Below are 26,174 nucleotides of genomic sequence, written 5' to 3' on the forward strand. Positions count from 1 at the left end.
CCGTCGGGCCCGACCGCCGGGCCCGGCCGCCGTCAGCTCGCCGGACTCGCTGAGCCGCCCGCCATCGTCTCCGTCTCCGAGCCGCGCGCATCCGCGTAGCGGTCCCGCAGGTCGCGGGCCTTCTCGGAGCGGTACCAGTCGAGCCGGGCCCCGGTCTCGACGGTCTGCATGCCGATGACGACCTTGCCGCGCGACTTCATCTCGGCGAGGTCCTCGTACGCCTCGACGATGTACTCGAACGGGTAGAAGCCCGAGATGAGCACCTGGAAGCGACGTTCCTGCAGGGCCTTCGCCAACGTGGTCAGGAGTTCCCGGGTCTCCTCGTCCTCTGCCGGGGCGCGCAGGAACCGCAGCTCGATGTCGCGCCGTTCCTCCGAGGACACGAAGCGCTCGTCCCTGACCCCGAGGCGTTCGGCCAGGTGCTCGGCGTCGCTCTCCCCGTGGTTGTCGATGAAGGCGGTGATCGGCCGGCCGTCCGCGATCGCTCGGATGCGGTCTTCCTCGCCCTCGCCGTACACGACCGGCAGCGTGCCGATCTGCCGCAGGTAGTCGTGGTTGCGCGCACTGCCGAGGGTGATCACGGTCGCACCGGCGTCGTGCGCCAGCTGGCTCTCGATGTGGCCGACACCGCCCGCAGCAGCGGTGATGACGACGGTGTCGTCCGGTCCGAGGCGGAGCGATCGCACCACCGACACCGCCGTGCACCCGGCCAGGTACAGGCCACCGGCGACCTCCCACCCGACGTACTCGGGCTTCTTGATGACGGCACCACGCGGCACCGCGATCCAGTTCGCGTGCGAGCCGCCCTGGGGTGCGTGCCCCATGACCTCGTCACCGACCCGCAGGTCCTTCACGCCGTCGCCCCGCGCCCGGACGATGCCGGCGAAGTCGACGCCCTGCCGTGCCGGGAACTCGAGCTCGATGTGGTCCCGGAGCTTCCCCTCGCGCAGGAAGCGCTCGATGTGGTTCAGCCCGGCGGCGACGATCTCGACGACGATCTCGCCGGGGCCGGCCGTCGGCTTCTCCTGGGGGACGAGCTCGACCACGCTGAAGTCGCCGTACCGGTCGTACTGGACTGCCTTGCCGTTCCGCATGGGTGCTCCTTCGCTGGCGTTTGCCTCCGGCCTACTCGGTTTCCCCGCGTGCAGCCCGAGCAGGCGGGGTACCGGCCGTGGGCGGTACCGACGAGCGGACGGGAGGCCCGTGGCGGCGCCGCCACGGGCCTCCCGTCCGTCGGTCGCGCACGTCCAGTACGCCTCGCGCGGCCGGTGCGCGTCGCGCGCTCACTGCACGCCAGCCGCTCGGTGCTTTCCGGCTGCCGCTCAGTGCTTGCCGGCTGCCGCGATGACGGACACGACGGTCTCGGCGTCGAGGTGGAACGCGAGCGGGTCGGCGTCGGGGCGTGGGACGCGCAGCGGCGTCGACCAGACGGAGCCGTCCTCGGCGACGTCGACGACGAGGGCGCCGCTGTCGGCGTACGCGGATTCCTCGTCGTAGGCGCCGGTCACGTCCGTGTCGTTCGCGACCCCGGGGGCGACGAGGACCAGGACGCCGGCCAGCGATCCGGCGAAGTGGTGGTGGTAGTGCCCGCCCAGGACCACGCGCACGTCGGAACCCCGGATCACGTCGGCGAGCGCCCCGGGGTTCTGCAGCCGGAGCGCCTCGTGCAGCTCGGTCGGGGCGGGCAGGGGCGGGTGGTGCAGGACGACGACCGTGCCGTGCGGGGCGTGGTCCCCGGCGAGCGCGGTGCGGAGCCGTTCGAGGCTGGCGTCGCTGAGCTCGCCGTAGCCGGCACCCGGCACGCTCGTGTCGACCGTGACGATCCTCCGGCCGGCGACGAGCGACTGCCCCCACACCGGCACGGTCGGCGGGTGGTACTCCATCGTGTGCATGACGGGGCGGCCGCCCTCGCCGAGGACGTGGCCGTTGGACAGCACCTGGCGGAAGCCCTCGCGCAGGTCGTGGTTGCCCGGGACCGCGACGAGGGCGGCTCCGTGGCGTTCGGCCCATCCGCCGACCCGCTCGAGGACGGCTGCGTAGGACTCGGGGCTGCCGTCCTCGGACACGTCGCCCGAGATGACGACGAGGCCGATGCCGGGCACTCCGTCGACGCGGGCGAGCACGCTGTCCAGCGCTGCTGTGGTGTCGACTGCCCCCTGGTGCAGGGCGCCGTCGCCGGTCAGGTGGGTGTCGGAGAGGTGGAGGACGCGGAGGGTTCCTGCTGCGGGCGGCTGCATGGGGTCCACGGTAGCCACGGGGGCGATGGGCGGGCTGGGCGGTTCGTCGGCGCTGGTTCGACGTGACGAGGGCGGGGCCCTTCGCGAGCGCTTCGTGAGCAGAAATGGTCGGGTCGGGGCGTCAGACTCGACCGTTTCTGCTCACGAAGTCATCCGGGCACGCACCGGCGCTCAGTCCGGCAGCACCGCGTCCGGGATGTCCCGCAGGAAGATCTCGATCGTCTTCGGACCGATCCCCTTGAGCGCGCCGAGTCGGTCGCGCAGGTCCTTCCGCGACGCCGCGGTCTTCACCAGGTGCGACACGGAGCCCTCGTCGGCGTCGAGCGTGTGCATCGTCTCGTGCAGGGCATCGGTCATCTGGTAGTCGAACCGCGCGTAGCCGCCCTCGTCCAGAACCCTCCGCAGCTGCTCGCGTCCGGCGCCCGCGAACTTCCCCGGGCTGGTGAACCCGTGGTCGATGAGGACGCGGTAGGTCGCCGCCGCCTGCTCCTGCCGGATGGGCCGGCCGAAGAGCATGCTCGCGAGGAACCACCGGTAGAGCTGTTGGGGCTTGCCGTCGGACAGGTCGATCCCGAGGTCCGCGGCGTGGGTCACGTCGGCCATGGACCGGACGCTACCCGCTCCCCCGCTCCTCACTCGGCGGCGGCCAGCTGGTCCTCCAGGTTGAACACCTCGGGCAGCACCCGCGCGGTCTGGTCCGCCCGACCCGCGGCACCGTCGAACAGGTCCTGCATGTGCGCCTCCCATGCGCTCGCGACCCCGGAGGCCGCGAGCGACGCGTCGGCATCGGCCACCGAGTCGGTCTCGTAGTAGCCGATCAGCAGGCCGTCGTCGTCGAGGAACAGGGAGTAGTTCCGCCGCCCCGCCGTGGCGATCGCCCGGAGCATCGCCGGCCAGACCGCAGCGTGCCGCTCGCGGTAGGCGTCCAGGTGCTCGGCCTGCACCTGCAGTCGGAAGCAGACGCGGGTCACCGGTCGGCCTCGGCGCGGCGAAGCCGTTCGGCGTCCTGCACGGCGCGCTCGTCGGCGGTGCGCACGGTACCGGTGACGGTGGTCACGGTGCCGTACCGCTCGGCCTCGATCGCCTCGAGCGTCTTGCCCTGCGTGCGCGGCGCCCAGATGGTGCCGACCAGGAACGACATCGCGAGGAGCCCCAGGATGAGTCCACCGAGTGCACGGAGCCCGATGTCGGACAGCAGCAGCGGGAACCAGATGCTCAGCAGACCGACCATGACCCGAGCGGCGAGGAAGAGCACGCCCTGCGCACTGGCCCGGTACCGGGTGGCGAAGAGCTCGCTCGTCCAGAGGCCGTAGAACGCCTGGGCGCCGATGCCCGACGAGATGCCCCACGCCACGGCGAAGAACAGCAGCGTGCCGAGGTTCGCCGGTGCGTAGATCAGGACGGCCCAGGCGACGATCGCCAGCGCCGCGCCGAGGGCGAACAGCAACCGTCGACTGACCCGGTCGCCGTAGCGCATGAAGCCGAAGTAGGTCGCGGCGACGGTGCAGCCCCACACCAGGATCTGCAGGCCGTACTGCTCGGTCACGCTCGTGACCCCGGTGGCCGAGTACACCCGCGGCTGGAAGATGCCGGCCTGCCCGGCGACGGTGTTCCAGAGCGCGTAGACGCCGAACAGGAACAGCATCGCGGTCAGGTTCCGGCGCCGGCTGAACAGCTGGGTGATCCCGTGGAAGAAGTTCGCGGTGCCGGTCGCGGCGCGCTCGTCCTTCCAGATCGCCGACTCCGGCAGCCCGCGGCGAAGCCACCAGACGACGGCGGCGACGACGAACAGGTGCGCGAAGATGAGCCGGCTGCCGAGCAGTCCGAGGGGTGCGGCGGCGATGGCCAACGCGAAGCCGACCATCGGGCCGATCGACCAGGCGAGCTGCGCGGTGCCGACGTGGGCCGCACGCTTGTCCGCCGGTGCCTGCTCGGCGATGTAGGTCCAGCTCGCCGGCACCCCGGCGCCGACCGCGATGCCGGTCAGGATGAAGCCGACCAACAGCATGCCGTAGCTGCCGGCGAAGACCGCGAGCAGGATGCCGAGCATGTAGAGCAGCAGGTCGTAGGTGTAGATGAACTTCCGGCCGTAGCGGTCGCACAGCGGTCCGCCGATGATGGCGCCGGCGGCGGCGCCGAACGCGTTCGCCGACAGGCTCGCCAGCAGACCGACCTCGAGGTCGCCGACGTGGAACTGCGCCTGCCAAAGGCTGAGGCTCGTGGCGATCGCGATGATCGACCCCGACTCGATGTAGTTCGACATGGCGACCGAGACGGTCGCCTTCCAGCCCGTGGTGCTCCGGGCTCCGATTCGGACCGCCATTGGTCCTCCGTTCGCGTGTTCGTCAGTGAATCGTTTCAACGGGACAGCGAGACGATAGTGCGCCCCGGCGGGCCTTGGCAAGTCCGTGCTGTGCGCGTCCGCGTGCGGCGCGCCCGCGTCCGCACGGTGCGCGGTCGCTCACTCGGTGCGAGGTTGCCCGCTCCGTGCGGCGCTGCAAGCGCGCACCGAGCGGCCAACCTCGCACGTGGCGGCGCAGCACGCACGGTGCGACGCCGGAGCTGAGCACGCACGGGGCGCGGCCGCACCCACAATCTCGCACCGTGCGGTGGACCTGCCCACCCACCGGACGGGAGGCCCGGGCCCAGCCCGCACCGCGCCTCCCGTCCGCCGTTTTCCACAGATCACGGCGCGCACCACCCGGAAGCGCAGGTGCGATGCCAGGATGGCCACATGGCGGTCAGTGTGCGAGAGGTGGCAGCGCTCGCCGGCGTGTCCCTGGGGACGGTGTCGAACGTCCTGAACCGTCCCGACAAGGTGGCCCCGACCACCGTCGACCGGGTGCAGTCCGCCATCGCCGCGCTCGGGTTCGTCCGCAACGACTCCGCGCGGCAACTCCGGGCGGGCCGCAGCTCCACCGTCGGCCTGATCGTGCTCGACGGCGGCAACCCGTTCTTCACCGACGTCGCCCGCGGCGCCGAAGACGCTGCGATGGACAAGGGGCTGGCGGTCCTCATCGGCAACTCCGACGAGTCCACCGACCGCGAACGCACCTACGTCGACCTGTTCGAGGAACGCCGGGTCGCGGGTCTGCTCATCTCCCCCGCCGGTGACGACCTGTCCCGACTCGCCCGTCTGCGCGACCAGGGCACCGCGGTGGTGCTCGTCGACCGCCGCGCCGACGACGAGCACTTCGCCTCGGTCTCCGTCGACGACGTCGCGGGCGGCCGCATCGCGGTCGAGCACCTCGCTGCCACCGGGCGGACGCGCATCGCGTTCGTCGGCGGCCCGTCCAGCATCCGCCAGGTGGCCGACCGGCACGCCGGGGCACTGTCGGCGGCTCGGGCAGCGGGCATCGAGCTCGAGGTCCTGCCGACCGCGTCACTGTCGGTGCTCGAAGGACGTCGCATCGGCGAAGAACTCCAGGCACGCCCCCGCGGTGAACGGCCGGACGCGGTGTTCGCGGCGAACGACCTGCTCGCGGTCGGCCTCGAACAGGCGTTCATCATGCGCGGCACGATCGCAGTGCCGGACGAGATCGCGATCGTGGGCTACGACGACATCGCCTTCGCCGAGGCAGCCGTCGTCCCGTTGACCTCGGTGCGCCAGCCTGCACAGGACCTCGGGCGCCAGGCGATCGAGCTGTTGACGAAGCAGGTCGAGCTCGGGCAGGGCATCGACCTCGAGCACGTCGAGTTCACGCCGGAGCTGGTGGTCCGGCAGTCCTCCGTCGCCGACGCGTAGCCGGGCCCCAGCGCGGAGCGACCGCCGCTGCGGCCTACGATCGGAGCATGGTGCATGTCCCCCGGCGTGACGGCCCGCCGAGCGTGCACCACGTCGCCGCTCGCGCGGGCGTCTCGCTCGCGACGGTCTCGAACGTCCTGAACCACCCCGAGCGGGTGGCCGACTCCACCGCCGCACGCGTGCACGACGCGATCGCCGAACTCGGGTACACGCCGAACCGCAACGCCCGGGTGCTCGCATCCGGCAGCAGCCGTTCGATCGGACTCGTCGTGATGTCGCTCCGGAACTCGCTGTTCAGCGACATGGTGAACGGGGCGCAGCTCGCGGCCCGGAAGCGGGGGTTCACGCTCCTGATCGCGAGCAGCGAGGACGACCTGCAGGCGCAGGGCGAACACCTCGCGTACCTCGAGAGCGCTCGGGTGTCCGGCATCCTGCTCGCCTCGATGACCGAGTCGCGCGACCAGGTCGAACTCACCCGCCGGCACGGTCGTCCGGTCGTCTACGTCAACTTCGCGCCGACGACGGTCGATGCCTGCTCCGTCGTCGTCGACAACGAACAGGCGGGGTTCCTCGCCGCCGAGCACCTGATCGCCCGCGGGTGCCGACGCATCGGCTTCGTGAGCGCCCGCGCCGAGCTGCAGCCGGTCGCGCTCCGCCGCGCCGGCGTGCTCCGGGCGATCGCGGGCCACCCGGGGGTGGAACTCGTCGACATCGACGCCGGTGACATCGACCCGCCCGGCGGCACGCACGCCGGATCCCGGATCGCCGCGATGCCGGCGGACGAACGCCCCGACGGCGTCCTGGGCGTCACGGACCTGCTCGCGATGGCGGTCGTCTCGGAGCTCCGAGCTGCCGGCATCCGCGTGCCGGAGGACATCCCGGTGTCGGGGTGCGACCACAACTCGGTGGCGTGGGGCGGCGCCGTGCCGCTGACCTCGGTCACGATGCACGGTGCGGAGATGGGCGCGGCCGCCGTCGAGCTCCTGCTCGAGGAGCTCACCGATCCGATGCACGTCCACCGCGCGGTCGTGCTCGGCAGTGAGCTCGTCCCCCGCGAGAGCACGCTCGGCCGCGCCGGTGCAGCAGCCGCGCGCACGGCGCCACCGAGCGACCCGCGCCGCACCGAGGCCTGAGCGCCCGAAAGCGACAGTCCCGCGGCTCGGGACACCGTCTGGCCCGGCAACGCGACAGATCCACGCGAACAGTTCGCGGCACACTGTCGCTTTCGCGGGTGGGGTGGGGTGGGGCGGGTGGGGCGGACCGCGCGCACCAGGCATGCGCGTTCCCGTAACGAAATCGGCACAGCGATTGACACGCTTCAATCCACGTGATTCCATCCTGATTGAAACGTTCTAAACAGCAGCAACCGGAGCCCACGACGACGCGGGATCCGGGTCCGTTTCACCCGGGGTACCCCGCCCCGGGCCTTACGAGGAGGTAAGGAATGTCAGCTCGTTCCCTGACCACGAGGACGCTCACCAAGCGCGCCGTCGTCAAACGGCTCGTCGCCATCGGCGGCGCCACGGTCCTGATCGGCGGGCTCGCGGCGTGTTCGTCCGGCGGTTCCGCCGACGAAGGCGGCGGCAAGGTGCAGATCACCTACCAGGCCGACAACTCACCCGCGACCGCAGCCACCGCGAAGCCGCTCATCGAGGCGTTCGAGAAGGCCAACCCCGACATCACGGTCAAGTTCGACACCCGCCCGCAGGGCACCGACGGCGACAACCTGGTGAAGACCCAGCTGTCGACCGGCGAGATGGCCGACGTCTTCAACTACAACTCCGGTTCGCTCATGCAGGCCCTCAACCCGGACAACACCCTGGTGGACCTGTCCGACGAGAGCTGGACGAAGGACGTCGACGAGCAGTTCACCAAGGTCGTCAGCACCGACAAGGGCGTCTACGGCGCTCCCTTCGGCACGAGCTTCGGCGGCGGCGTCATGTACAACAAGAAGGTCTACGCCGACCTCGGACTCAGCGTCCCCACCACGTGGGACGAGTTCATCAGCAACAGCGAGAAGATCAAGGACGCCGGCAAGGTCGCCCCGATCATCCAGACGTACGGCGACACCTGGACCAGCCAGCTGTTCGTGCTCGGCGACTTCGCCAACATCACGGCGCAGGACAAGGACTGGGCGGACAACTACACCGCGAACAAGGAGTCCTACGCCAAGGACCCCGCACTCGCCGGCTTCGACCACCTCGCCGAGGGCAAGGACAAGGACCTCTACAACGAGGACTACGCCTCGGCCACGCAGGCGAACGGCCTGAAGATGCTCGCCGACGGCACCGGAGCGCAGTACCCGATGCTGACGAACGCGATCTCGACCCTGCAGCAGGACAGCCCCGACGCGGTCGCGGACATCGGAGCGTTCGCGCTGCCGGCCGAGGACGCCGACGACACGAACCTGACCATCTGGGAGCCGAACGGCCTGTACATCCCGAAGACCACCGAGGGCGACGAGCTCGCCGCCGCGAAGAAGTTCATCGCCTTCGCGAACTCGGCCGACGGCTGCAAGGTGCAGAACGACACCGGAACGCCCGGTGGCCCGTACGTCATCTCGACCTGCTCGCTGCCGGACGACGTGCCCCCGATGATCGACGACCTGCAGAAGTACCTGGACGACGGCAAGGCGAGCCCGGCGCTCGAGTTCCTGTCCCCGATCAAGGGCCCGAACCTCGAGAAGATCTGCGTGCAGGTCGGCTCCGGCATCACCAACGCGGCCAAGGGTGCTGACCAGTACGACGACGACGTCGTCCAGCAGGCCCAGCAGCTCGGCATCAAGGGCTGGTGACACGGTGACCGCGACACTCACGACGGCACTCGAGCCGGCGAAGACCCGAGCGGGTTCCGGCGGGACCGGTCCCGCGCGCAAGCGGATGCGCTCGTTCTACCCCGCGTGGTTCTTCATCCCCGCGATCGCGCTGTACGTCGTGTTCTTCGCGGTCCCCACCTTCGCCGGGTTCTACTTCTCCCTCACCCGCTGGACGCTGTTCGACCAGACCTTCATCGGTTTCGACAACTTCGTCCGGTTCTTCCAGGACCCGCAGCTCGTCTCCGGGTTCGTGCACACGTTCCAGTACGGCTTCGTGACGAGCGCGGCGAAGGTGGTCATCGGACTCGCCCTCGCCCTGCTCCTCACGTCGCCCGTGCTGGGGCGCGGCTACCTGCGGGCGGTCGTGTTCTTCCCGGTGCTCGTGTCGACGATCGGCATCGGCATCACGTTCAAGGCGCTGATGGACCCGTTCCACGGGATCATCAACGGCGTCCTCGGCTCGGTCGGCCTCCCCACTCCGGGGTGGCTGACCGACCCGGCCCTCGCCCTGTGGAGCGTCGCCGCGGTGGACGTCTGGAAGGGCGTCGGCATCGCGACGCTCATCTTCATCGCCGGCATCGTGGCGATCCCGCAGGAGTACTTCGAGGCCGCACGGGTCGACGGCGCGAGCGCGTGGTCGATCTTCCGGAACATCACCCTGCCGCTGTCGCGTCCCGCGATGGGCACCGTCATCATCCTGTCGCTGATCGGCGGGCTGCGGTCCTTCGACCTCATCTGGGCGATGACCGGCGGTGGGCCAGGGTTCACCAGTGACGTCATCGCGAGCGTCATCTACAAGCAGTACCAGGCCGGGTTCTACGGCCTGTCGACCGCCGGCAACGTGGTCCTGTTCGTGGTCGTCACGGCGATCATGGTCCCGATCTCGTGGCTCCTCAACCGCAAGGAGGCGGACCTGTGACCGCCGTCACCAGCCCCCGCCGGACCGCCGGCCGTGCGCCGACGCCGGCGAGCCGGAACCGCCACCCGGGCCGGGCCCGCCGGTGGGTCATCGGCTCGATCGCCATCGTCGTCAGCTTCGTGGTGTTCCTGGTGCCGTTCGTCTTCGTCCTGCTGCAGGCCATGAAGAACCCGGCCGAGGCGAACCAGCTCGGCTTCAGCCTGCCGACCGAGTGGCAGCTCTGGCAGAACCTGCAGGCCGTGTTCGGATCCGGTGACGGCGTGATCGTCCGCGCGTTCCTGAACAGTGCGGTCCTGACCGTGGGCAGCGTGATCGTGATGGTCGTGTTCTCCGCGATGGTCGGGTACGTGCTGCAGCGTCGTCCGAGCAAGTGGAACGGCGTGATCAACTTCTTCGTCCTGGCGGGCCTGATCGTCCCGCCCGCGATCGTCCCGACGATCTGGGTGCTGCAGGGGCTCAACCTGTTCAAGACCATGGGCGGGATGATCCTCATCGAGGCGACCTTCGGCCTGTCGTTCTGCATCCTGCTCTTCCGGGCGTTCGTGGCGACGATCCCGAAGGAGCTCGACGAGGCCGCCGTCCTCGACGGCGCCGGACCGATCCGTCTGTTCTTCGGCGTCGTGCTGCCGCTGCTCAAGCCGGTCATCATCACGGTCGTGCTCGTGCAGTCCGTCACGGTGTTCAACGACTTCACGAACCCGCTGTACTTCCTGCCCGGGTCCGAGAACGCCACGGTGCAGCAGACGCTCTACTCGTTCCAGAGCCAGTCGGTCAGCCAGCTCAACCTGCTGTTCACCGACGTCCTGCTCATCACGATCCCGCCGCTGATCCTGTACATCTTCTTCAACCGCCAGATCGTCGCCGGCATGACCAGCGGCGCCGTCAAGGGCTGACGCCCGACCCCGGCCTGGAGGCGCGACCCGCCTCCGCCGCACCGCCCACCCGGGCGGGCGGCCGGGCCCCGGACCCCCGCACCGGTCGACGACGACCGGTCGCGCGAAAGGACACACCACATGACCGCCTGGACAGCACCGTTCATCACGAGCGACGCCGACCTCGGGAGCGCACCGATCCTGCGCCGTGAGTTCACCCTCGACGACGGCCACGGCGCCGTCACCGGAGCGACCCTCGACGTCAGCGCCCTCGGCGTCGTCGAGGCGTGGCTCGGTGGCGAACGCGTCTCCGACCACCTGCTCGAACCGGGGTGGACGAGCTACGAGTGGCGCATCCGCGTCGTCTCGCACGACGTCACGGCGCACCTGACCGAGACGGCCGCGGGCAGTGCCGCCGTGCTGGCACTCGTGCTCGGCAAGGGCTGGGCCGCCGGCCGGCTCGCCTGGGGTGGTGGCGGCGGCTGGTACGCCGACGAGCCCGCCGGGTTCGCCGAACTCCGCATCACCTTCGCCGACGGCCACGAACAGCTCGTCGCCACCGACACGGACTGGCAGGCGCTGTCCAGCGCGATCACCGCCGATCAGCTGTACGACGGCGAGGACATCGACGCCCGACTCCGCGACGGCTCCTTCCTGACGCCCGGCGAGGTCACCACACCGAGCGTCGACGGCCACGAGGGACGCACCAGCGCCGTGCGCACCGTCGACATCGGCGAGCGCGAACTCGTCGCCGACACCGTGCCGCCGGTCCGACCCCTCGCCGAGATCGCCCCCGTCGAGGTCTGGACGAGCCCGTCCGGCGCGACGCTGATCGACTTCGGGGTCAACCTGGTGGGCTGGCTCCGCGTGGTCGCCTCTGGGCCCGCGGGCACGGTGCTGACCCTCAAGCACGCCGAGGTGCTCGAACACGACGAGCTCGGCACCCGCCCGCTGCGCACCGCGAAGGCGACGGACCACTTCACCCTGAGCGGCAGCGAGGACCACTTCGAGCCCCGCTTCACCTTCCACGGCTTCCGGTACGCCCAGGTCGACGGGTGGACCGGCACGCTCGACGAACTCCGCGCGGCCGTCACCGCGGTGCAGGTCGGCTCCGACCTGACCCGGACGGGCACGTTCGAGTCCAGCCACGAGCTGCTCAACACGTTCCACGACAACGTCGTCCGGGGCATGCAGGGCAACTTCCTGAGCGTCCCGACCGACTGCCCGCAGCGTGACGAGCGCCTCGGCTGGACGGGCGACATCGCGGCGTTCGCGCCGACGGCGTCCTACCTGTTCGACACCCGCGCGTTCCTGGGCGACTGGCTCCGCGACGTGTGGCTCGAGCAGCAGCACGCCGACGGTGTCATCCCGTTCGTGGTGCCGGACGTGCTCAAGTACTCCCCCGCCGAGGACTTCGGCACCCCCGACGCCACCGCCATCTGGTCGGACGCCGGCGTCTGGGTGCCGTGGACCCTGTACCAGGCCTACGGCGACACCGCGGTGCTCGAGGAGCAGCTCGACTCGATGACGGCGCACCTCCGCCGCATCAAGGGCCACCTGTCACCCGAGGGCCTGTGGGACACCGTCTTCCAGTTCGGCGACTGGCTCGACCCGGATGCCCCGCCGGAGGACGCCGCCAAGGCGAAGGCCGACCCGGGCGTCGTCGCGACGGCGTGCGCGTACCGCAGCGCGACCCTCGTGGCGCAGACGGCGCGGTTGACGGGCCACGAGGCGGAGGCGACGGAAGCCGAAGAGCTCGCCACGGGCCTCCAGGCCGCGTTCCGTCAGCACTACGTGACCGACGGCCGCATCCGGAGCGACTGCACCACCGTGTACGCGCTCGCGATCGTGTTCGGCATCCTCGACGAGGACGACGAGCGCCGTGCGGGCGACCGCCTGGCGGAGCTGGCCGAGCAGTCCGGGTACCGGATCTCGACGGGCTTCGCGGGTACGCCGTTCATCACCGACGCGCTGACGCAGACCGGACACCTCGACGACGCGTACCGGCTGCTGCTGCAGACGGAGTGCCCGTCGTGGCTGTACCCGGTGACGATGGGTGCGACGACGGTCTGGGAGCGTTGGGACTCGATGCTGCCGGACGGCACGATCAACCCGGGTGAGATGACCTCGTTCAACCACTACGCACTCGGTGCCGTGGCGGACTGGATGCACCGGGTGGTGGGCGGCCTGTCGGCGCTCGAACCGGGGTACGCCTCCGTGCTCATCGCGCCGCAACCGGGCGGCGGCCTGACGTGGGCGTCGACGTCGCTCGACTCCGTGCACGGGCACATCGTGGTGCGGTGGGAGCTCGTCGACGGCGAGCTGCTCGTCCGTGCACAGGTGCCGGAGGGCGTCACCGCGGTGGTGCGCCTGCCGGGTGCTGCGGAGCAGCGGCTCGGCGCCGGGTCGCACGAGCTGCGCGCGCCGGCTGCTGTGCCGGCGGCGTAGCGGGGGGAGCGGACGGTGGGCTGGTCACGGTGGGTGCGCGGGACGCCTGACGGCGCTCGCCCGGCGTCGCGCCCCCGGGCGGTCTTCGCGCCCCGACTCTTCGGGGCGCGAAGACCGCAACGGGGCGCGCAGCCCGCGCCCGTCCCGCATCGCGCCCCCGTGCGCGCATCGCGCCCGCGCCCGTCCCGCATCGCGCCCCCGTGCGGTCATCGCGCCCCGACTCTCCGGGGCGCGAAGACCGCAACGGAGTGCGCGACGCAACACACCCCACACGGTTGCGGCAGCCCGCCGCGACCCGTACTGTATGAAACGATTCAATCGCACACGAGGAAGTGACACGATGACATCGACCCCGACCTTCACCGGCATCGCCGACCAGCTCGCACGACAGCAGATCGAGCTGCCCAGCTGGGCCTTCGGCAACTCCGGCACCCGCTTCAAGGTGTTCAGCACGCCCGGCACCCCGCGCGACCCGTACGAGAAGATCGCCGACGCCGCCCAGGTGCACCAGTACACGGGCCTCGCACCGACCGTGGCACTGCACATCCCGTGGGACCTCGTCGACGACTTCAGCGACCTCAAGCGGCACGCCGAAGAGCACGGGGTGTCGCTCGGCACCGTGAACTCGAACACGTTCCAGGACGACGACTACAAGTTCGGTGCCCTGACCCACGTCGACGAGACGATCCGGCAGAAGGCGATCGACCACCACCTGCGCTGCATCGACGTGATGGACGCCACCGGCAGCCGCGACCTCAAGATCTGGCTCGCCGAGGGGTCGAACTACCCCGGGCAGGAGGACATGCGCTCCCGCCAGGACCGCCTGCACGAGTCGCTCAGCACGATCTACGACCGCCTCGGTGCCGATCAGCGCCTGGTGCTCGAGTACAAGTTCTTCGAGCCGTCGTTCTACCACACCGACGTGCCGGACTGGGGCACGAGCTACGTGCAGACGGCCGCGCTCGGCGACAAGGCGATGGTCTGCCTCGACACCGGCCACCACGCCCCCGGCACGAACATCGAGTTCATCGTGATGCAGCTCCTGCGCCTCGGCAAGCTCGGCAGCTTCGACTTCAACTCGCGGTTCTACGCCGACGACGACCTGATCGTGGGCGCAGCGGACCCGTTCCAGCTGTTCCGCATCCTGGTCGAGGTCATCCGCGGCGGTGGCTACGACAACCACGACGTCGCGTTCATGCTCGACCAGTGCCACAACATCGAGGACAAGATCCCCGGTCAGATCCGCTCCGTGCTCAACGTGCAGGAGATGACGGCCCGGGCGCTGCTCCTCGACCGCGTGGCCCTGACCGCAGCACAGGAGGCGCACGACGTCCTCGGCGCGAACGAGGTCTTCATGGACGCGTACCAGACCGACGTCCGAGCAGACCTCGCGGCCTGGCGCGAGTCCCGCGGCCTGCCGGCGAACCCGATGCGCGCGTACCTGGACTCCGGGTACCAGCAGTCGATCGCCGAGGACCGCGTCGGCGGCGTCCAGGCCGGTTGGGGCGCGTAGACACATGGCACACACACTGGAGGCTCGGGTGGACCCCGCAACGCACGGCACCGACGCAGACACCACGATCAGTGCGCTCATCGCGCGCTCGAACGCGCTCGGCTCGGATCCGCGGATCACGAACTACGCCGGCGGGAACACCTCGGCGAAGGGCACCGACACCGACCCGGTCACGGGCGAGCCGGTGGAGCTGCTCTGGGTGAAGGGCTCCGGGGGCGACCTCGGCACCCTCACCCCGGCGGGCCTCGCAGTCCTGCGCGTCGACCGCGTCCGTGCACTCCAGGCGGTCTACCCCGGCGTCGAGCGCGAGGACGAGATGGTCGCCGCGTTCGACTACACGCTGCACGGCAAGGGTGGTGCCGCCCCGTCCATCGACACGGCGATGCACGCCCTGGTCGACGCCGCACACGTCGACCACCTGCACCCGGACGCCGGCATCGCGATCGCCACGGCGGCGGACGGTCCGGCCCTGACGGCGACGATCTTCGGCGACAAGGTGGTGTGGGTGCCGTGGCGCCGACCGGGGTTCCAGCTCGGGCTCGACATCGCCGCGATCAAGCGGGACAACCCCCAGGCGATCGGGACGGTCCTGGGCGGCCACGGCATCACGGCCTGGGGTGACACGAGCGACGAGGCCGAGGCGAACTCGCGCTGGATCATCGACACCGCCGAGCAGTACATCGCGGAGCACGGGAAGGCCGACCCGTTCGGAGAGCCCCGAGCAGGCTTCGAGGCGCTGCCGACCGACGAACGCCACGCACGCGCCGCCGCCCTCGCCCCGACCATCCGCGGCATCGCCGGCCACGACAAGCCGGTGGTGGGGCACTTCACCGACAGCGACGTCGTCCTCGACTTCCTGGCGGCCTCGCGCGCCGAGGAGCTCGCCGCGCTCGGCACCAGCTGCCCGGACCACTTCCTGCGCACCAAGGTCAAGCCGCTCATCCTCGACCTGCCGGCCACGGCCACCGTCGAGGAGCAGAGCACCCGCCTGCACGAACTCCACGAGCAGTACCGCGCGGACTACCAGGCGTACTACGACCGCCACGCCGACGCGACGAGCCCCGCCATCCGCGGTGCCGATCCGCTCATCGTGCTGGTCCCCGGCGTCGGGATGTTCTCGTACGGCAAGGACGCCCAGACCGCCCGCGTCGCCGGCGAGTTCTACGTCAACGCGATCAACGTCATGCGCGGCGCCGAGTCGCTCAGCACCTACGCCCCCATCGACGAGGCCGAGAAGTTCCGGATCGAGTACTGGGCCCTCGAAGAGGCGAAGCTGCAGCGCATGCCCGCCCCCAAGAAGCTCGCCACTCGCATCGCCCTGGTCACCGGCGCCGCGAGCGGCATCGGCAAGGCGATCGCGAAGCGCCTGGCCGCCGAGGGCGCCGCGGTCGTCATCGCCGACCTCGACCTGGCGAAGGCGCAGGCAGCCGCCGCCGAGATCGGGAACACCGACCAGGCGATCGGCGTCGCGGCGAACGTCACCGACGCCGCCGCGATCGACCAGGCGGTCCAGCAGACACTCCTGCACTTCGGCGGCCTCGACCTCGTCGTCAACAACGCGGGGCTGTCGCTCAGCAAGAGCCTGCTCGACACCACCGAACAGGACTGGGACCTGCAGCACGACGTCATGGCGAAGGGCTCGTTCCTGGTGTCCAAGGCAGCGGCGAAGGTCCTCATCGAGCAGGGCCTCGGCGGCGACATCGTCTACATCTCGTCGAAGAACTCGGTGTTCGCCGGCCCGAACAACATCGCCTACTCGGCGACGAAGGCCGACCAGGCGCACCAGGTCCGACTCCTCGCGGCCGAACTCGGCGAGCACGGCGTCCGCGTCAACGGGATCAACCCCGACGGCGTCGTCCGCGGCTCGGGGATCTTCGCGAGCGGCTGGGGTGCGAACCGCGCGAAGACCTACGGCATCGAGGAACAGGACCTCGGCGCGTTCTACGCCCAGCGCACGATCCTCAAGCGCGAGGTCGTGCCCGAGAACGTCGCGAACGCCGTCTACGCCATCTGCACCGACGACTTCTCGCACACGACCGGACTGCACGTGCCCGTCGACGCCGGTGTCGCCGCGGCGTTCCTGAGGTAGTCACATGACGAACAGCGGCACCGTCGCCGCCGTCGACCTCGGGGCGACGAGCGGCCGCGTGATCCTCGGCCACGTCGACACCGCCGGCGTCCGGATGGAGCACGTCGCCCGGTTCCCGAACGGTCCCGTCACCCTGCACGAGCACGATCGCGAGGCCCTGCACTGGGACGTCGTGGAGCTGTACCGGCAGGTGACCGACGGCCTCCGTGAGGCGTTCGCCGCGCACCCCGAGATCGTCAGCATCGGCATCGACTCGTGGGCGGTCGACTACGGACTGCTCCGCGACGGCCGGCTGCTCGGACTGCCCTCCCACTACCGCGACGAGCGGCACGAGGGCGGCGTCGAGGCAGTGCACGAGCGGCTGGACGCAGCCGAGCTGTACGCCCGGAGCGGTCTGCAGCACCTGCCCTTCAACACGGTGTTCCAGTTCGCCGCCGACCCGTCCCTGCAGCTCGCGCAGCGCGCGCTGCTCATCCCCGACCTGCTCGGCTACTGGCTCACCGGTGTCGAGGCGGCCGAGCGCACCAACGCGTCGACGACCGGGGCACTGAACGCGACCACCCGCGGGTGGGATCCGGCGCTGCGGGCTGCTGCGGGCCTCCCGGCGGGCCTCCTGCCCACCCTGCGCGACCCGGGCGACCGACTCGGGCCCCTGCTGCCCGCCGTCGCCGACCTGGTCGGCGGCACCGCGCCCGTCACGCTGGTCGGCTCGCACGACACGGCCTCGGCCGTCGTCGCGGTCCCCGCGACCGAACCGGACTTCGCGTACATCTCGTCGGGCACCTGGTCGCTCGTCGGCGTCGAGCTCGACGCACCCGTCCTGTCGGACGCGGCGCGCGACGCGAACTGCACCAACGAGGGCGGGGTCGACGGCCGCGTCCGCTTCCTCAAGAACGTGTCCGGACTGTGGTTGCTGTCCGAGAGCGTCCGCACCTGGGAGCGTGGTGGCGCTTCGCTCGACCTGGAGGCCCTGCTCGCCTCCGCCGCGGCCGTCACCGCCCCGGTCCCCGTCTTCGACCCCGCGGACGAGTCGTTCACGGCCCCTGGCGACATGCCCGCGCGCATCGCCGCGTGGTGCGGCGCGCACGGGCTGAGCGCGCCCGCGTCGCGGGCGGAGTTCGTGCGGTCGATCCTCGAGTCGCTGGCCACCGCGTACGCGGACACCCTCACGACGATCGGTGCCATCACGGGCAAAGACATCCGACAGGTGCACATCGTCGGTGGCGGATCGCAGAACCGGCTGCTCTGCCAGCTGACGGCCGACCGCACCGGGTTGCCCGTCCTGGCCGGGCCTGTCGAGGCGACAGCGCTCGGCAACATCCTCGTGCAGGCGCGGGCCGCCGGACTCGGTGGCCTGGGTGGAGCGTCGCTCGAGGCCCTGCGCGCGACGATCGCCCGCACCGTCGAGCCCGTCCGGTACACCCCTCGGGCCGATCACACCTCCCCACAATCCACTCCGAGACGTAGGATGTCTGTATGACCTCGATCGACGACCAGCACCGAGTCGACCCCGCGACCGGGGCTCCGGCAGCGACCCCCGGGGCACCGTCGGCCCGGCGGACCCCGATCAAGCGGCAGCTGCCGACCGTGCGTGACCTCGCACCGCTCATGCAGTTCAAGAAGCCTTCGCTGCCCGGTCGGCGTCAGCGCCTCGAACAGGCCCTGACGATCTGGGACCTGCGCGACATCGCCGCCCGCCGCACGCCGAAGGCCGCGTTCGACTACACCGAGGGCGCCGCCGAGGCCGAGATCTCGCTCGCGCGCGCCCGCCAGGCGTTCGAGGACATCGAGTTCACGCCCGCGATCCTGCGCGATGTGTCGTCCGTGGACACCTCGCGCTCGGTGTTGGGTGCGCCGGTCGCGTACCCGTTCGGCATCGCTCCCACCGGGTTCACGCGCATGATGCAGACCGAGGGCGAGCGTGCCGGGGCCCGGGCAGCCGGACGCGCGGGCATCCCGTTCGCGCTCTCCACCATGGGCACCACGGCCATCGAGGACGTCCGTGACGCCAACCCGAACGGCCGCAACTGGTTCCAGCTGTACATGTGGAAGGACCGCGAGAAGTCGATGGCGCTGGTCTCCCGCGCCGAGAAGGCCGGGTTCGACACACTGCTCGTCACCGTGGACGTGCCCGTCGCCGGCGCGCGACTGCGGGACAAGCGCAACGGCTTCTCGATCCCGCCGCAGCTCAGCGCGCGGACCGTGCTGAACGCCATCCCGCGGCCGTGGTGGTGGTTCGACTTCCTGACCACCGAACCGCTGGCGTTCGCGTCGCTCGACCGGTGGTCCGGCACCGTCGGGGAGCTCCTCGACCACATGTTCGACCCGACCGTCACCTACGAGGACCTCGCCTGGATCCGCGACCAGTGGAAGGGCAAGGTCGTCGTCAAGGGCGTGCAGTCCCTGGCCGATGCGCGTCGCCTGGCGGACATGGGCGTCGACGGGATCACGCTGTCGAACCACGGCGGACGCCAGCTCGACCGGGCACCCGTGCCGTTCCACCTACTGCCCTCCGTGGTGAAGGAGATCGGCATGGACACCGAGGTGCACCTCGACACCGGCATCATGTCGGGCGCGGACATCGTCGCTGCCGTGGCGCTCGGTGCGAAGTTCACGATGGTCGGCCGGGCATACCTGTACGGGCTGATGGCGGGCGGCGAGGCCGGCGTCGACCGGATGATCCAGATCCTGTCGGAGCAGATCGAGCGCACGATGCGGCTGCTCGGGGTCACGTCGCTCGACGAGCTCGAGCCCGGGCACGTGACGCAGCTGCAGCGGTTGCAGCCAGTGCCGCGCGGCTGAGGCGGCAGGCTGCGGGCCAGCCGCCGTTCACCGCGCGTTCGGGTGCCGATTCGGGCGATTACCCCCGAACGGGGCACAAATGATGCAAGATGTCCGTGGACGCGTCACCGAACCCCTCGGCATCCTGCCCCCTGGCGCGCCGTCCCCTCCCCGCATCCTGCGCCCGAGCACCACGAGGAGCCCGACATCTCGACCCGAAGCACGTGCACGCCCATGCGCGGCACGACCCCCGCGACCACCACGCCCACCACCGAACGGCACACCCGATGAGCCGCCGTCGCGCGATCCTGGCGGCAGCGACCGCCGGTTGCCTGGCACTCGGAGTCCCCACCGCCTCCGCCGCCTCCGCTGACAGCTGGTGGGGCTGGGGCGGACACCGCCACGGGCAGCACGCCCCGGTGACCCCCACGCCCACCCCCTCGGACACTGCGACCCCGGCCCCGTCCGACGACGAGGAGTCGGACACGACGCCGACGGAGACGCCCGCGCCGACCGCCGAGGCCGCGCCGATCGAGGACACCACCCCGACCGCAGAACCCGAGGCGGCTGCGCCCACCGACGACGCCGAAGCCGCGGAGTCGGAAGCCGACGACGCGGCCGAACCGCAGAACGAGGTCGCCGACACCTCCGCTGCGCCGGCCGCCTCGTTCGTCGAGGACTTCACCACCGACGCCGTCACCGGCCTCGTCTCACGGCTCTACCCGCAGTCGTGGCAGCCCTACCCCGACGGCACCTCCGGCATCTACGCGCCGAGCAAGACCGTCTCGGTGCACGACGGCGTCATGGACGTCGCCCTCGGCACCGGAGCGGGCGCGGCCGGCACGTTCGGCTCCTCCGCCGGAGCCTGGGACCACGTCGGCGGCTCGTTCTCCGTCCGCGCCAAGGCGACCGGTGGCGACGGCAACGGCGCGGCGTTCATGCTGTGGCCGACGTCGGGCACCTGGTCCGACGGCGAGATCGACTTCCCCGAGGGCAACTTCGAGGACAGCCCCTCGGCCTTCCACCACTCGATGACCCCGGGCAAGGAAGCCGACCGCGTCCAGATCGGCACCGGTGTCTCGTGGCGCGACTGGCACACCTACACGGTGGACTGGGTGCCCGGACAGTCGGTCACCTACAGCGTCGACGGCAAGGTCCTCGACACGATCACCCACGACGTGCCGACGACCCCGCACCGCTTCATGTTCCAGGTCGGCAACTGGGGCGACCAGGGCAACCTGCTCATCGACTGGGTCTCCACCACGGAGTGAGCGTTCGGCCCACTGAGTGAGCAGAAGACGTCGGGTCCCCACCAGGGACCCGACGTCTTCTGCTCACTGGGACCGCGCTCGCAGGGTGACCGACAGGCCGACGGAGGCCGACTTCAGTCCTCGGCCTGGTAACGAACTGCGCCATCGGTGGACCGGTACGGGATCGAGAAGCTCGAGCAGATCACGCCGTTCTCGTAGTCGTCCTTGACCGTGTCCATGAAGGCGTACGCCTCGTCGTCCGTGGCGAAGACGCCGAGGACCGTGTTGTCCGGTGACTCGTCGTGTTGGACGATCCAGACCTCCCCGCCGGCGAAGGGCTTCGGGCGTCGGAAGAAGCGTGGCCCCGGGCTCCGTCTACTCACGATGGAGATTGTAGGTGCGAGCTGTTCGCCAGTCGATCCGGTACCGGGCACTCCTCCGGTCCTCAGCGCCTGAGGAACTCGGCGACGAGCGTGGCAGCTGCGATGACGCCTCCGAGAACAAAGCCACAGTCGGCGAATCGTGTGAGTTCCGGAGTGAACTGGCGTCCCCAGAACTCCCCTTGCACTTTCCGCGCGAAGCGGGCGATCGGCTTCGGGAAGAGGATGAGGATACAGCCCCATGTAACGCCGATCACCGCCAGCCCGACCAAGAACACGCCCATCTCGCTGAGCGTAGTGCGGTCGCGCAGCGCAAGCGATGGGAGCAGTCCCTGAACCCAAGATCGGCTTGCGGGACACCTTGTACAACCGCCGGGATCATGAGTGGGTACCGCGCCCTGGTTTCAGACGATTCGCCTGGTCGAGCGGATTCCGAATCCGTCCCGTCACCCGTGCGTCAGCGCGGGCGCCGCCACGTGATCACGTACCGCCACAGCGGGTGTCGGCGGTACTCGGACCCCATCAGGACTGCATCCGCGGTGTGTTGGACCTGGGCGTACGAGTGCGGTGGTGGCCAGCACGTCGGCGCGGAGTGCTCCCAGTAGCCGCGCCGCCATGAGAACCAACGATGCTGCGCGACACCAGCCACCCCGAGCACGTGATCACGCAGCCGGGTGGGCTTTGCGAGTCCGACGACCACCAGGGTGCCGCCTGGCGCCGTGAGGTTTGCGAGGCGAGCGAGCCCGGCTGACAGGTCCGGCAGGTGGTGCACCGTCGCGACCGAGGCCACCACGTCGAACTGCTGACCGAAGTCGTGTCTCATCACGTCACCGCGCAGCCACTGGATCCCGGTGTCGGCGTTCGCGGCGCGGGCGGCGCGCAGGACGTCCGCATCCAGGTCGATCGCCGTGACGTCGAACCCCGCGTCGTGCAGGTCACGGGCGAGCAGACCGTTGCCGGTCCCGACGTCCAGGGCGGTGTGCGCGCCCTCCGGCACGGCATCGAGCACCCGGGCGTGGAAGTGCGTGTTGTGGTTCCAGCGCCGCTCCGGACTCGGGACGTGCCGGGTCACGGGCTGCTGGACTGCGGGACGGTCCAGCTCCCGCGCAGGGTGGTCAGCAGGTGGTCGATGTTCCGCAGTGCTCGTCGGGTCTCCCAGACGGAGTACGCGCACATCCCCACGAACAGCACCAGGATCGCCCACCAGAACGGACTGACCGTCAGGGCTGCCCAGACCGAGAAGGCCGCGAAGACGACGACCATGATCGGCACGATGACCCGGTTGTTGCGGTAGCGCTTGCGCGTCGACTCGAGTTCGCGGGTCCACACGACGTGGTCGACGTCGTCCGGCAGCTCGCCGGTGCGAACGGCGCGTTGGATGGCGGCCGCGGTCTCCGTTCCGCCAGCTCGACGCCGGCGGTAGGCGATGAGGAAGCCGAAGAAGATCGTCATGAGGACCGCGTAGAAGAGCGACGCGATCGCGCGAGCAGCCAGTTCGCCGCCGTCGGGGTTCGAGGCGAAGCCGATGACGAAGTAAAACCCGCCCACGAGCACGAACACGATGGGCAGCAGGGCCGGCAGCGGGAGTCGTCGGAAGCGGTCCACGGTGTGTCCTCCACGATTGTTCGAGTGGTTCTCGGTTCCTCCACCATGCCGACGGTGTCCGGGAGCCGACTGAACGTCCCGGACTGCGCTGGGTGGAGCCGATCAGGGCCTCTCCGGCAACTTCGTGAGCAGAAATGGTCGAGTGTCGATTCGGGACTCGACCATTTCTGCTCACGAAGCAGGGGCACGCCTAGGGTGGGCGGGTGATGGACGACGGGCGTGCACGAGCAGCACTGGCGAAGGTCGCGGCGACCGGGTGGGGTGACGCCGAGCCGCCCGTCGAACCCGGCGGGACGACCTCGCCGCGGCACGCCGCCGTCCTGATGCTCTTCGGCGCACTCGACCGCACCCCCAGCGACCGCCCCGCCGTCGCCGCCGACGTCCCGCGTGACCTCGACGTCCTGTTGCTCGCTCGCGCCACGACCCTGCGCGCACACCCGGGCGAGGTCGCGTTCCCCGGCGGGCGGATCGATCCGGGCGACACCGACGCGGTCGCCGCCGCCCTCCGTGAAGCACGCGAGGAGACCGGGCTCGACCCGACGGGCGTCGAGGTCCTCGGCACGCTGCCCGCGGTGCCACTGGCGTTCTCGAACCACCTGGTCCGCCCGGTGCTGGGCTGGTGGCGCGAGCCGTCCCCGATCCGGGTCGTCGACGAGCGCGAGTCGGCCGCGGTCTTCCGGGTGCCGGTGGCGGACCTGCTCGACCCGGCGAACCGCGGGGTCACAGTGATCCGACGCGGTGGTCAGGAGTGGCGCGGGCCGGGCTTCACGGTCGATGCGGAGGACAGCGAGCACCCCGCCGACGGCGGTCACCTGGTGTGGGGGTTCACCGCGATGCTGCTGGATGCGCTGTTCGACCGGCTCGGGTGGACCGAGGACTGGGACCGGACGCGGGAGCTTCCCCTCGACCGTCGGCACTGACGACAGCAGGGTCGACCAGCGGGAACGACAGCGGATCAGCACGGACGGCGTCCACCGCGTGGGCGACTGCCCCGATGACGACGACGTCGCCACCGAGCGTGGACGCCACCAGGTCGGGCACGGGGTCGAAGTGCCAGCCGTCGAGCAGCGCACGCGCCCGGTCGATGACGGCGACCGCAGGCTGGGCGATCGCACCGGCGACCACCACGCGGTCGATGTCGAGCAGGCTCGCGAGCAGGACGCAGACACGGGCCAGCCGGTCGCCGAGGCGGTCGACGATCGCCAGCGCCACGGCGTCGCCGTCCTGCGCCGCTCGGAACACGGCGGAGGCGCCGTCGTCCACGGCGAGCGGGCTGCCCGGCCGCACGTCGCCCGCCGCGACGGCCTCGGCGACCAGCGTCCGCGCCGTCGCGCCGATGCCGTCCGACGACCCGACGCCCTGGACGATGTCGAGCACGCGCATCTCCCCTGCACCGCCGTGGGCACCACGCAGCAGCACACCGTCGACCACGAGGCCGCTGCCGAACCGCTCGCCGGAGAGCAGTGCGGCGAACGACGCATCGCCCGACGACGGCCGCTCGGCGAGCGCGGCGAGGTTCGCGTCGTTCTCGACGACGACGCGACCGTGCGGGACGGCGTCGGCGAAGCCCGGGTTCATCCGGTCCCAGAAGCCGCCGTCATCCGGCGATGCGCCGCCGGCGTCGACCGGCGCGGGGATGCCGACGACGGTGACCAGGATGCGGGAGCGGTCGACACCGGCGGCGGCGAGCGCGTCGTTCACGGTGTCGGCGAGGACCGCGAGCCGGACGGGGACCTCGAGCCCCGACTCGCCGAGCGCCCCCTCGGCACGACCGAGCACGGTGCCGCGCAGGTCGGCGACGAAGGCGGTGACCCGGTGTTGCCCGGCGTCCACCCCGACGACGACCCCGGCGGCGGTGTCGAGTTCGTAGCGCCGGGCGGGCCGCCCGATCCGGTACTCCCCGGCGGCACGGGCGTCGTCGAGCTCGTGGAGCCAGCCGAGCCGGACGAGTTCCTCGCACGCGGCCAGGACGGTCGAGCGGGTCAGGCCGGTGGCGTCGATGGCCTCGGTCGCGGTGAAGGCGCCGGCGTCGAAGGCGTGCGCGAGCAGTGTCTCGGCGCTCGTTCGGCGGGGTGGCGGCATGCCGTGACCTTATCGCGCCACGAGTTCCTTGCGTAATTAGATTTTGTCGCTAGATTTAGTCTCGCGGTCGACATCGGAGCCGATCGCAGGACGGAACGGCAGGGCTGCCGGGTCCGGACGGACGGAGACGACGTGCAACCACACGCCACGACCAGGACGGCAGCATCGGTGAGCCGACGCTCGTTCCTGCTCGGAGCCGGCGGCATCGCCAGCGGGCTCGCGCTCGCGGGGTGCGCCCCGATCGGGTCCTCGAGCGCCAAGCCGGAGACCATCACGTTCTACGTGTCGAAGCCCGAGGTCATCGGCTACTTCGACGGCGTCATCGCGCAGTTCCACGACAGCCAGTCGAAGGTGCGGGTCGTCCGCGACTCGACCTCGAGCATGTCCGCGAACTTCGTCCGGAACCGTCCGCCGGACCTCGGGTGCTGGAACTACAACTTCTCGGTCGTGCCGTTCGTCGAGCACGGGGCACTGACGGACCTGTCCGACCTGCCCCAGACCGACACGATCAACCCCGACCTGTGGCCGCTCATGGAGCAGACCGCCGACTACCCGGGCCGCAAGAGCGCCCTGCCGTACTCGGTGACCGCCGCCTCGGTGATCTACAACAAGGCGCTCTTCGCCGAGCAGGGGCTCGAGGTCCCGACGACCTGGAGCGAGTTCGCCGACCTCTGCGAGCGCCTGACGAAGGCCGGGATCGCCCCGATCTACGGCACGTTCAAGGATAACTGGACGATCGCGCAGGGCATGTTCGACTACACGATCGGCGGCGCGATCGACACCCCGAAGACGTTCGACGCGCTGCGACGCGAGGGCACGAAGGTCGGCAAGGACTCGGCGGTGTCGTTCGAGAAGGACCTGCGGACGCCGATGGAACGCATGACCCAGCTGCGGGCGTGGCACCAGGACGGTGCCGCCAGCCGTGGGTACGGCGACGGCAACCTCGCCTTCGCGCAGGGCAAGGCCGCGATGTACCTGCAGGGACCGTGGGCCCTGGGCGAGATCGCGAAGACGAACAAGGACATGGACCTCGGCACCTTCCCGCTTCCCGTCACCGACGACGCCGCGGACAACAAGGTGCGGGTGAACGTGGACCTGGCGCTCTGGATCCCGGAGGCGTCGCGCAAGCAGGAGGCGGCTCGCGAGTTCCTGTCGTTCCTGATGCAGTCGAAGGTCAACGACAAGTACAACGCCGACAACAACGGCTTCGGTGTCCGGAAGGACGCTCCCCCGGCGTCGAACCCGGCGCTGACCGGCATGCAGTCGTACTACGACGACGCCGCCTTCTACCTCGGTGCGTCGCAGCTCATCCCCGCCGAGATCCCGGTCGCGAACTACGCGCAGTCGATCGCCTTCGGCGGCGACCCGCAGCGCCAGCTCCGCACCCTCGACGCCGACTGGGCGCGCCTCGCGCTCCGCACGGCCGCGTAAGGAGACG

General features: G+C 70.6%; 23 protein-coding genes. 13 read left to right on the top strand and 10 right to left on the bottom strand.

Annotated features, from left to right (window positions below; genetic code table 11):
- Window positions 1–32 precede the first annotated feature (32 nt).
- The 5 genes from EDF31_RS08260 to EDF31_RS08280 form a co-directional block, all read right to left on the bottom strand.
- A complete protein-coding gene (locus EDF31_RS08260; protein WP_131845788.1) occupies window positions 33–1,094 on the bottom strand; it encodes an NADP-dependent oxidoreductase in 1,062 nt (353 codons plus the stop codon).
- Window positions 1,095–1,322: 228 nt separating this feature from the next.
- On the bottom strand, window positions 1,323–2,237 hold the full coding sequence (locus EDF31_RS08265; protein WP_131845789.1) for a metallophosphoesterase: 915 nt from the start codon (window positions 2,235–2,237) through the stop codon (window positions 1,323–1,325).
- A 171-nt stretch (window positions 2,238–2,408) separates the two neighbouring features.
- Complete coding sequence (locus EDF31_RS08270) at window positions 2,409–2,840, bottom strand: DNA methylase (protein ID WP_131845790.1); 432 nt, start codon at window positions 2,838–2,840, stop codon at window positions 2,409–2,411.
- 29 nt (window positions 2,841–2,869) lie between these two features.
- Window positions 2,870–3,208 (bottom strand): L-rhamnose mutarotase, encoded by a 339-nt coding sequence (locus EDF31_RS08275; protein ID WP_131845791.1) that lies wholly within the window; start codon window positions 3,206–3,208, stop codon window positions 2,870–2,872.
- A complete protein-coding gene (locus tag EDF31_RS08280; RefSeq protein ID WP_207896129.1) occupies window positions 3,205–4,560 on the bottom strand; it encodes an MFS transporter in 1,356 nt (451 codons plus the stop codon). The genes EDF31_RS08275 and EDF31_RS08280 overlap by 4 nt, the downstream gene beginning before the upstream one ends.
- Window positions 4,561–4,971: 411 nt before the next feature.
- Between EDF31_RS08280 and EDF31_RS08285 the strand changes: the two genes are divergently transcribed.
- From EDF31_RS08285 to EDF31_RS08335, 11 genes are all read left to right on the top strand, one after another.
- Entirely contained in the window at window positions 4,972–5,982 is a 1,011-nt protein-coding gene (locus EDF31_RS08285; protein WP_131845792.1) for a LacI family DNA-binding transcriptional regulator, read from the top strand.
- Between the two features lie 47 nt (window positions 5,983–6,029).
- Window positions 6,030–7,115 (top strand): LacI family DNA-binding transcriptional regulator, encoded by a 1,086-nt coding sequence (locus EDF31_RS08290; protein ID WP_131845793.1) that lies wholly within the window; start codon window positions 6,030–6,032, stop codon window positions 7,113–7,115.
- Between the two features lie 311 nt (window positions 7,116–7,426).
- Complete coding sequence (locus EDF31_RS08295; protein WP_131845794.1) at window positions 7,427–8,776, top strand: ABC transporter substrate-binding protein; 1,350 nt, start codon at window positions 7,427–7,429, stop codon at window positions 8,774–8,776.
- A gap of 4 nt (window positions 8,777–8,780) precedes the next feature.
- Window positions 8,781–9,716 carry a sugar ABC transporter permease gene (locus EDF31_RS08300; protein ID WP_243649937.1) on the top strand — a complete coding sequence of 312 codons (936 nt, stop codon included), beginning with the start codon at window positions 8,781–8,783 and terminating at the stop codon, window positions 9,714–9,716.
- A gap of 89 nt (window positions 9,717–9,805) precedes the next feature.
- Entirely contained in the window at window positions 9,806–10,609 is an 804-nt protein-coding gene (locus EDF31_RS08305; RefSeq protein ID WP_243648916.1) for a carbohydrate ABC transporter permease, read from the top strand.
- 120 nt (window positions 10,610–10,729) lie between these two features.
- Complete coding sequence (locus EDF31_RS08310; protein ID WP_131845795.1) at window positions 10,730–13,036, top strand: alpha-L-rhamnosidase; 2,307 nt, start codon at window positions 10,730–10,732, stop codon at window positions 13,034–13,036.
- Window positions 13,037–13,376: 340 nt separating this feature from the next.
- Entirely contained in the window at window positions 13,377–14,549 is a 1,173-nt protein-coding gene (rhaI, locus tag EDF31_RS08315; RefSeq protein ID WP_123938519.1) for an L-rhamnose isomerase, read from the top strand.
- A gap of 4 nt (window positions 14,550–14,553) precedes the next feature.
- On the top strand, window positions 14,554–16,638 hold the full coding sequence (locus EDF31_RS08320) for a bifunctional aldolase/short-chain dehydrogenase (protein ID WP_131845796.1): 2,085 nt from the start codon (window positions 14,554–14,556) through the stop codon (window positions 16,636–16,638).
- Window positions 16,639–16,642: 4 nt separating this feature from the next.
- Entirely contained in the window at window positions 16,643–18,118 is a 1,476-nt protein-coding gene (locus tag EDF31_RS08325; RefSeq protein ID WP_131845797.1) for a rhamnulokinase family protein, read from the top strand.
- Between the two features lie 128 nt (window positions 18,119–18,246).
- A complete protein-coding gene (locus EDF31_RS08330) occupies window positions 18,247–19,440 on the top strand; it encodes an alpha-hydroxy acid oxidase (RefSeq protein WP_131845869.1) in 1,194 nt (397 codons plus the stop codon).
- A gap of 266 nt (window positions 19,441–19,706) precedes the next feature.
- Entirely contained in the window at window positions 19,707–20,690 is a 984-nt protein-coding gene (locus tag EDF31_RS08335; protein ID WP_207896125.1) for a glycoside hydrolase family 16 protein, read from the top strand.
- Window positions 20,691–20,803: 113 nt separating this feature from the next.
- Here the strand turns inward: EDF31_RS08335 and EDF31_RS08340 are convergent, their stop codons facing one another.
- The 4 genes from EDF31_RS08340 to EDF31_RS08355 all read right to left on the bottom strand — a co-directional run bounded on the left by EDF31_RS08340 (window position 20,804) and on the right by EDF31_RS08355 (window position 22,654).
- Complete coding sequence (locus EDF31_RS08340; RefSeq protein WP_243649938.1) at window positions 20,804–21,052, bottom strand: hypothetical protein; 249 nt, start codon at window positions 21,050–21,052, stop codon at window positions 20,804–20,806.
- 62 nt (window positions 21,053–21,114) lie between these two features.
- Window positions 21,115–21,333 (bottom strand): hypothetical protein, encoded by a 219-nt coding sequence (locus EDF31_RS08345; RefSeq protein WP_131845798.1) that lies wholly within the window; start codon window positions 21,331–21,333, stop codon window positions 21,115–21,117.
- A 173-nt stretch (window positions 21,334–21,506) separates the two neighbouring features.
- Window positions 21,507–22,121, bottom strand: coding sequence for a class I SAM-dependent methyltransferase (locus tag EDF31_RS08350; protein WP_131845799.1), 615 nt, complete (start codon window positions 22,119–22,121; stop codon window positions 21,507–21,509).
- Entirely contained in the window at window positions 22,118–22,654 is a 537-nt protein-coding gene (locus tag EDF31_RS08355; RefSeq protein WP_131845800.1) for a hypothetical protein, read from the bottom strand. The genes EDF31_RS08350 and EDF31_RS08355 overlap by 4 nt, the downstream gene beginning before the upstream one ends.
- A 206-nt stretch (window positions 22,655–22,860) precedes the next feature.
- Here EDF31_RS08355 and EDF31_RS08360 point away from each other — a divergent pair, with 206 nt between their 5' ends.
- Entirely contained in the window at window positions 22,861–23,574 is a 714-nt protein-coding gene (locus EDF31_RS08360; RefSeq protein ID WP_131845801.1) for a CoA pyrophosphatase, read from the top strand.
- Here the strand turns inward: EDF31_RS08360 and EDF31_RS08365 are convergent.
- The gene (locus EDF31_RS08365) at window positions 23,480–24,736 is read right to left on the bottom strand and encodes an ROK family protein (protein ID WP_131845802.1); all 1,257 of its coding nucleotides are present in this window, start codon (window positions 24,734–24,736) and stop codon (window positions 23,480–23,482) included. The two genes, EDF31_RS08360 and EDF31_RS08365, sit on opposite strands and share 95 nt — an antisense overlap.
- Window positions 24,737–24,868: 132 nt before the next feature.
- Here EDF31_RS08365 and EDF31_RS08370 point away from each other — a divergent pair, with 132 nt between their 5' ends.
- Window positions 24,869–26,167, top strand: a complete 1,299-nt coding sequence (locus EDF31_RS08370; protein ID WP_131845803.1) for an extracellular solute-binding protein — start codon at window positions 24,869–24,871, stop codon at window positions 26,165–26,167.
- Window positions 26,168–26,174: the final 7 nt, after the last annotated feature.

The sequence above is a fragment of the Curtobacterium sp. PhB142 genome (assembly GCF_004341255.1).
GTDB lineage: Bacteria > Actinomycetota > Actinomycetes > Actinomycetales > Microbacteriaceae > Curtobacterium.

What these genes read in the sequence shown, in the direction of transcription:
- EDF31_RS08260 (WP_131845788.1), bottom strand. Translation starts at nt 1,094, where the DNA reads ATGCGGAACGGCAAGGCAGTCCAGTACGACCGGTACGGCGACTTCAGC.
- EDF31_RS08265 (WP_131845789.1), bottom strand. Translation starts at nt 2,237, where the DNA reads ATGCAGCCGCCCGCAGCAGGAACCCTCCGCGTCCTCCACCTCTCCGAC.
- EDF31_RS08270 (WP_131845790.1), bottom strand. Translation starts at nt 2,840, where the DNA reads ATGGCCGACGTGACCCACGCCGCGGACCTCGGGATCGACCTGTCCGAC.
- EDF31_RS08280 (WP_207896129.1), bottom strand. Translation starts at nt 4,560, where the DNA reads ATGGCGGTCCGAATCGGAGCCCGGAGCACCACGGGCTGGAAGGCGACC.
- EDF31_RS08285 (WP_131845792.1), top strand. Translation starts at nt 4,972, where the DNA reads ATGGCGGTCAGTGTGCGAGAGGTGGCAGCGCTCGCCGGCGTGTCCCTG.
- EDF31_RS08290 (WP_131845793.1), top strand. Translation starts at nt 6,030, where the DNA reads ATGGTGCATGTCCCCCGGCGTGACGGCCCGCCGAGCGTGCACCACGTC.
- EDF31_RS08295 (WP_131845794.1), top strand. Translation starts at nt 7,427, where the DNA reads ATGTCAGCTCGTTCCCTGACCACGAGGACGCTCACCAAGCGCGCCGTC.
- EDF31_RS08310 (WP_131845795.1), top strand. Translation starts at nt 10,730, where the DNA reads ATGACCGCCTGGACAGCACCGTTCATCACGAGCGACGCCGACCTCGGG.
- rhaI (WP_123938519.1), top strand. Translation starts at nt 13,377, where the DNA reads ATGACATCGACCCCGACCTTCACCGGCATCGCCGACCAGCTCGCACGA.
- EDF31_RS08320 (WP_131845796.1), top strand. Translation starts at nt 14,554, where the DNA reads ATGGCACACACACTGGAGGCTCGGGTGGACCCCGCAACGCACGGCACC.
- EDF31_RS08325 (WP_131845797.1), top strand. Translation starts at nt 16,643, where the DNA reads ATGACGAACAGCGGCACCGTCGCCGCCGTCGACCTCGGGGCGACGAGC.
- EDF31_RS08330 (WP_131845869.1), top strand. Translation starts at nt 18,247, where the DNA reads ATGCAGTTCAAGAAGCCTTCGCTGCCCGGTCGGCGTCAGCGCCTCGAA.
- EDF31_RS08335 (WP_207896125.1), top strand. Translation starts at nt 19,707, where the DNA reads ATGAGCCGCCGTCGCGCGATCCTGGCGGCAGCGACCGCCGGTTGCCTG.
- EDF31_RS08345 (WP_131845798.1), bottom strand. Translation starts at nt 21,333, where the DNA reads ATGGGCGTGTTCTTGGTCGGGCTGGCGGTGATCGGCGTTACATGGGGC.
- EDF31_RS08360 (WP_131845801.1), top strand. Translation starts at nt 22,861, where the DNA reads ATGGACGACGGGCGTGCACGAGCAGCACTGGCGAAGGTCGCGGCGACC.
- EDF31_RS08365 (WP_131845802.1), bottom strand. Translation starts at nt 24,736, where the DNA reads ATGCCGCCACCCCGCCGAACGAGCGCCGAGACACTGCTCGCGCACGCC.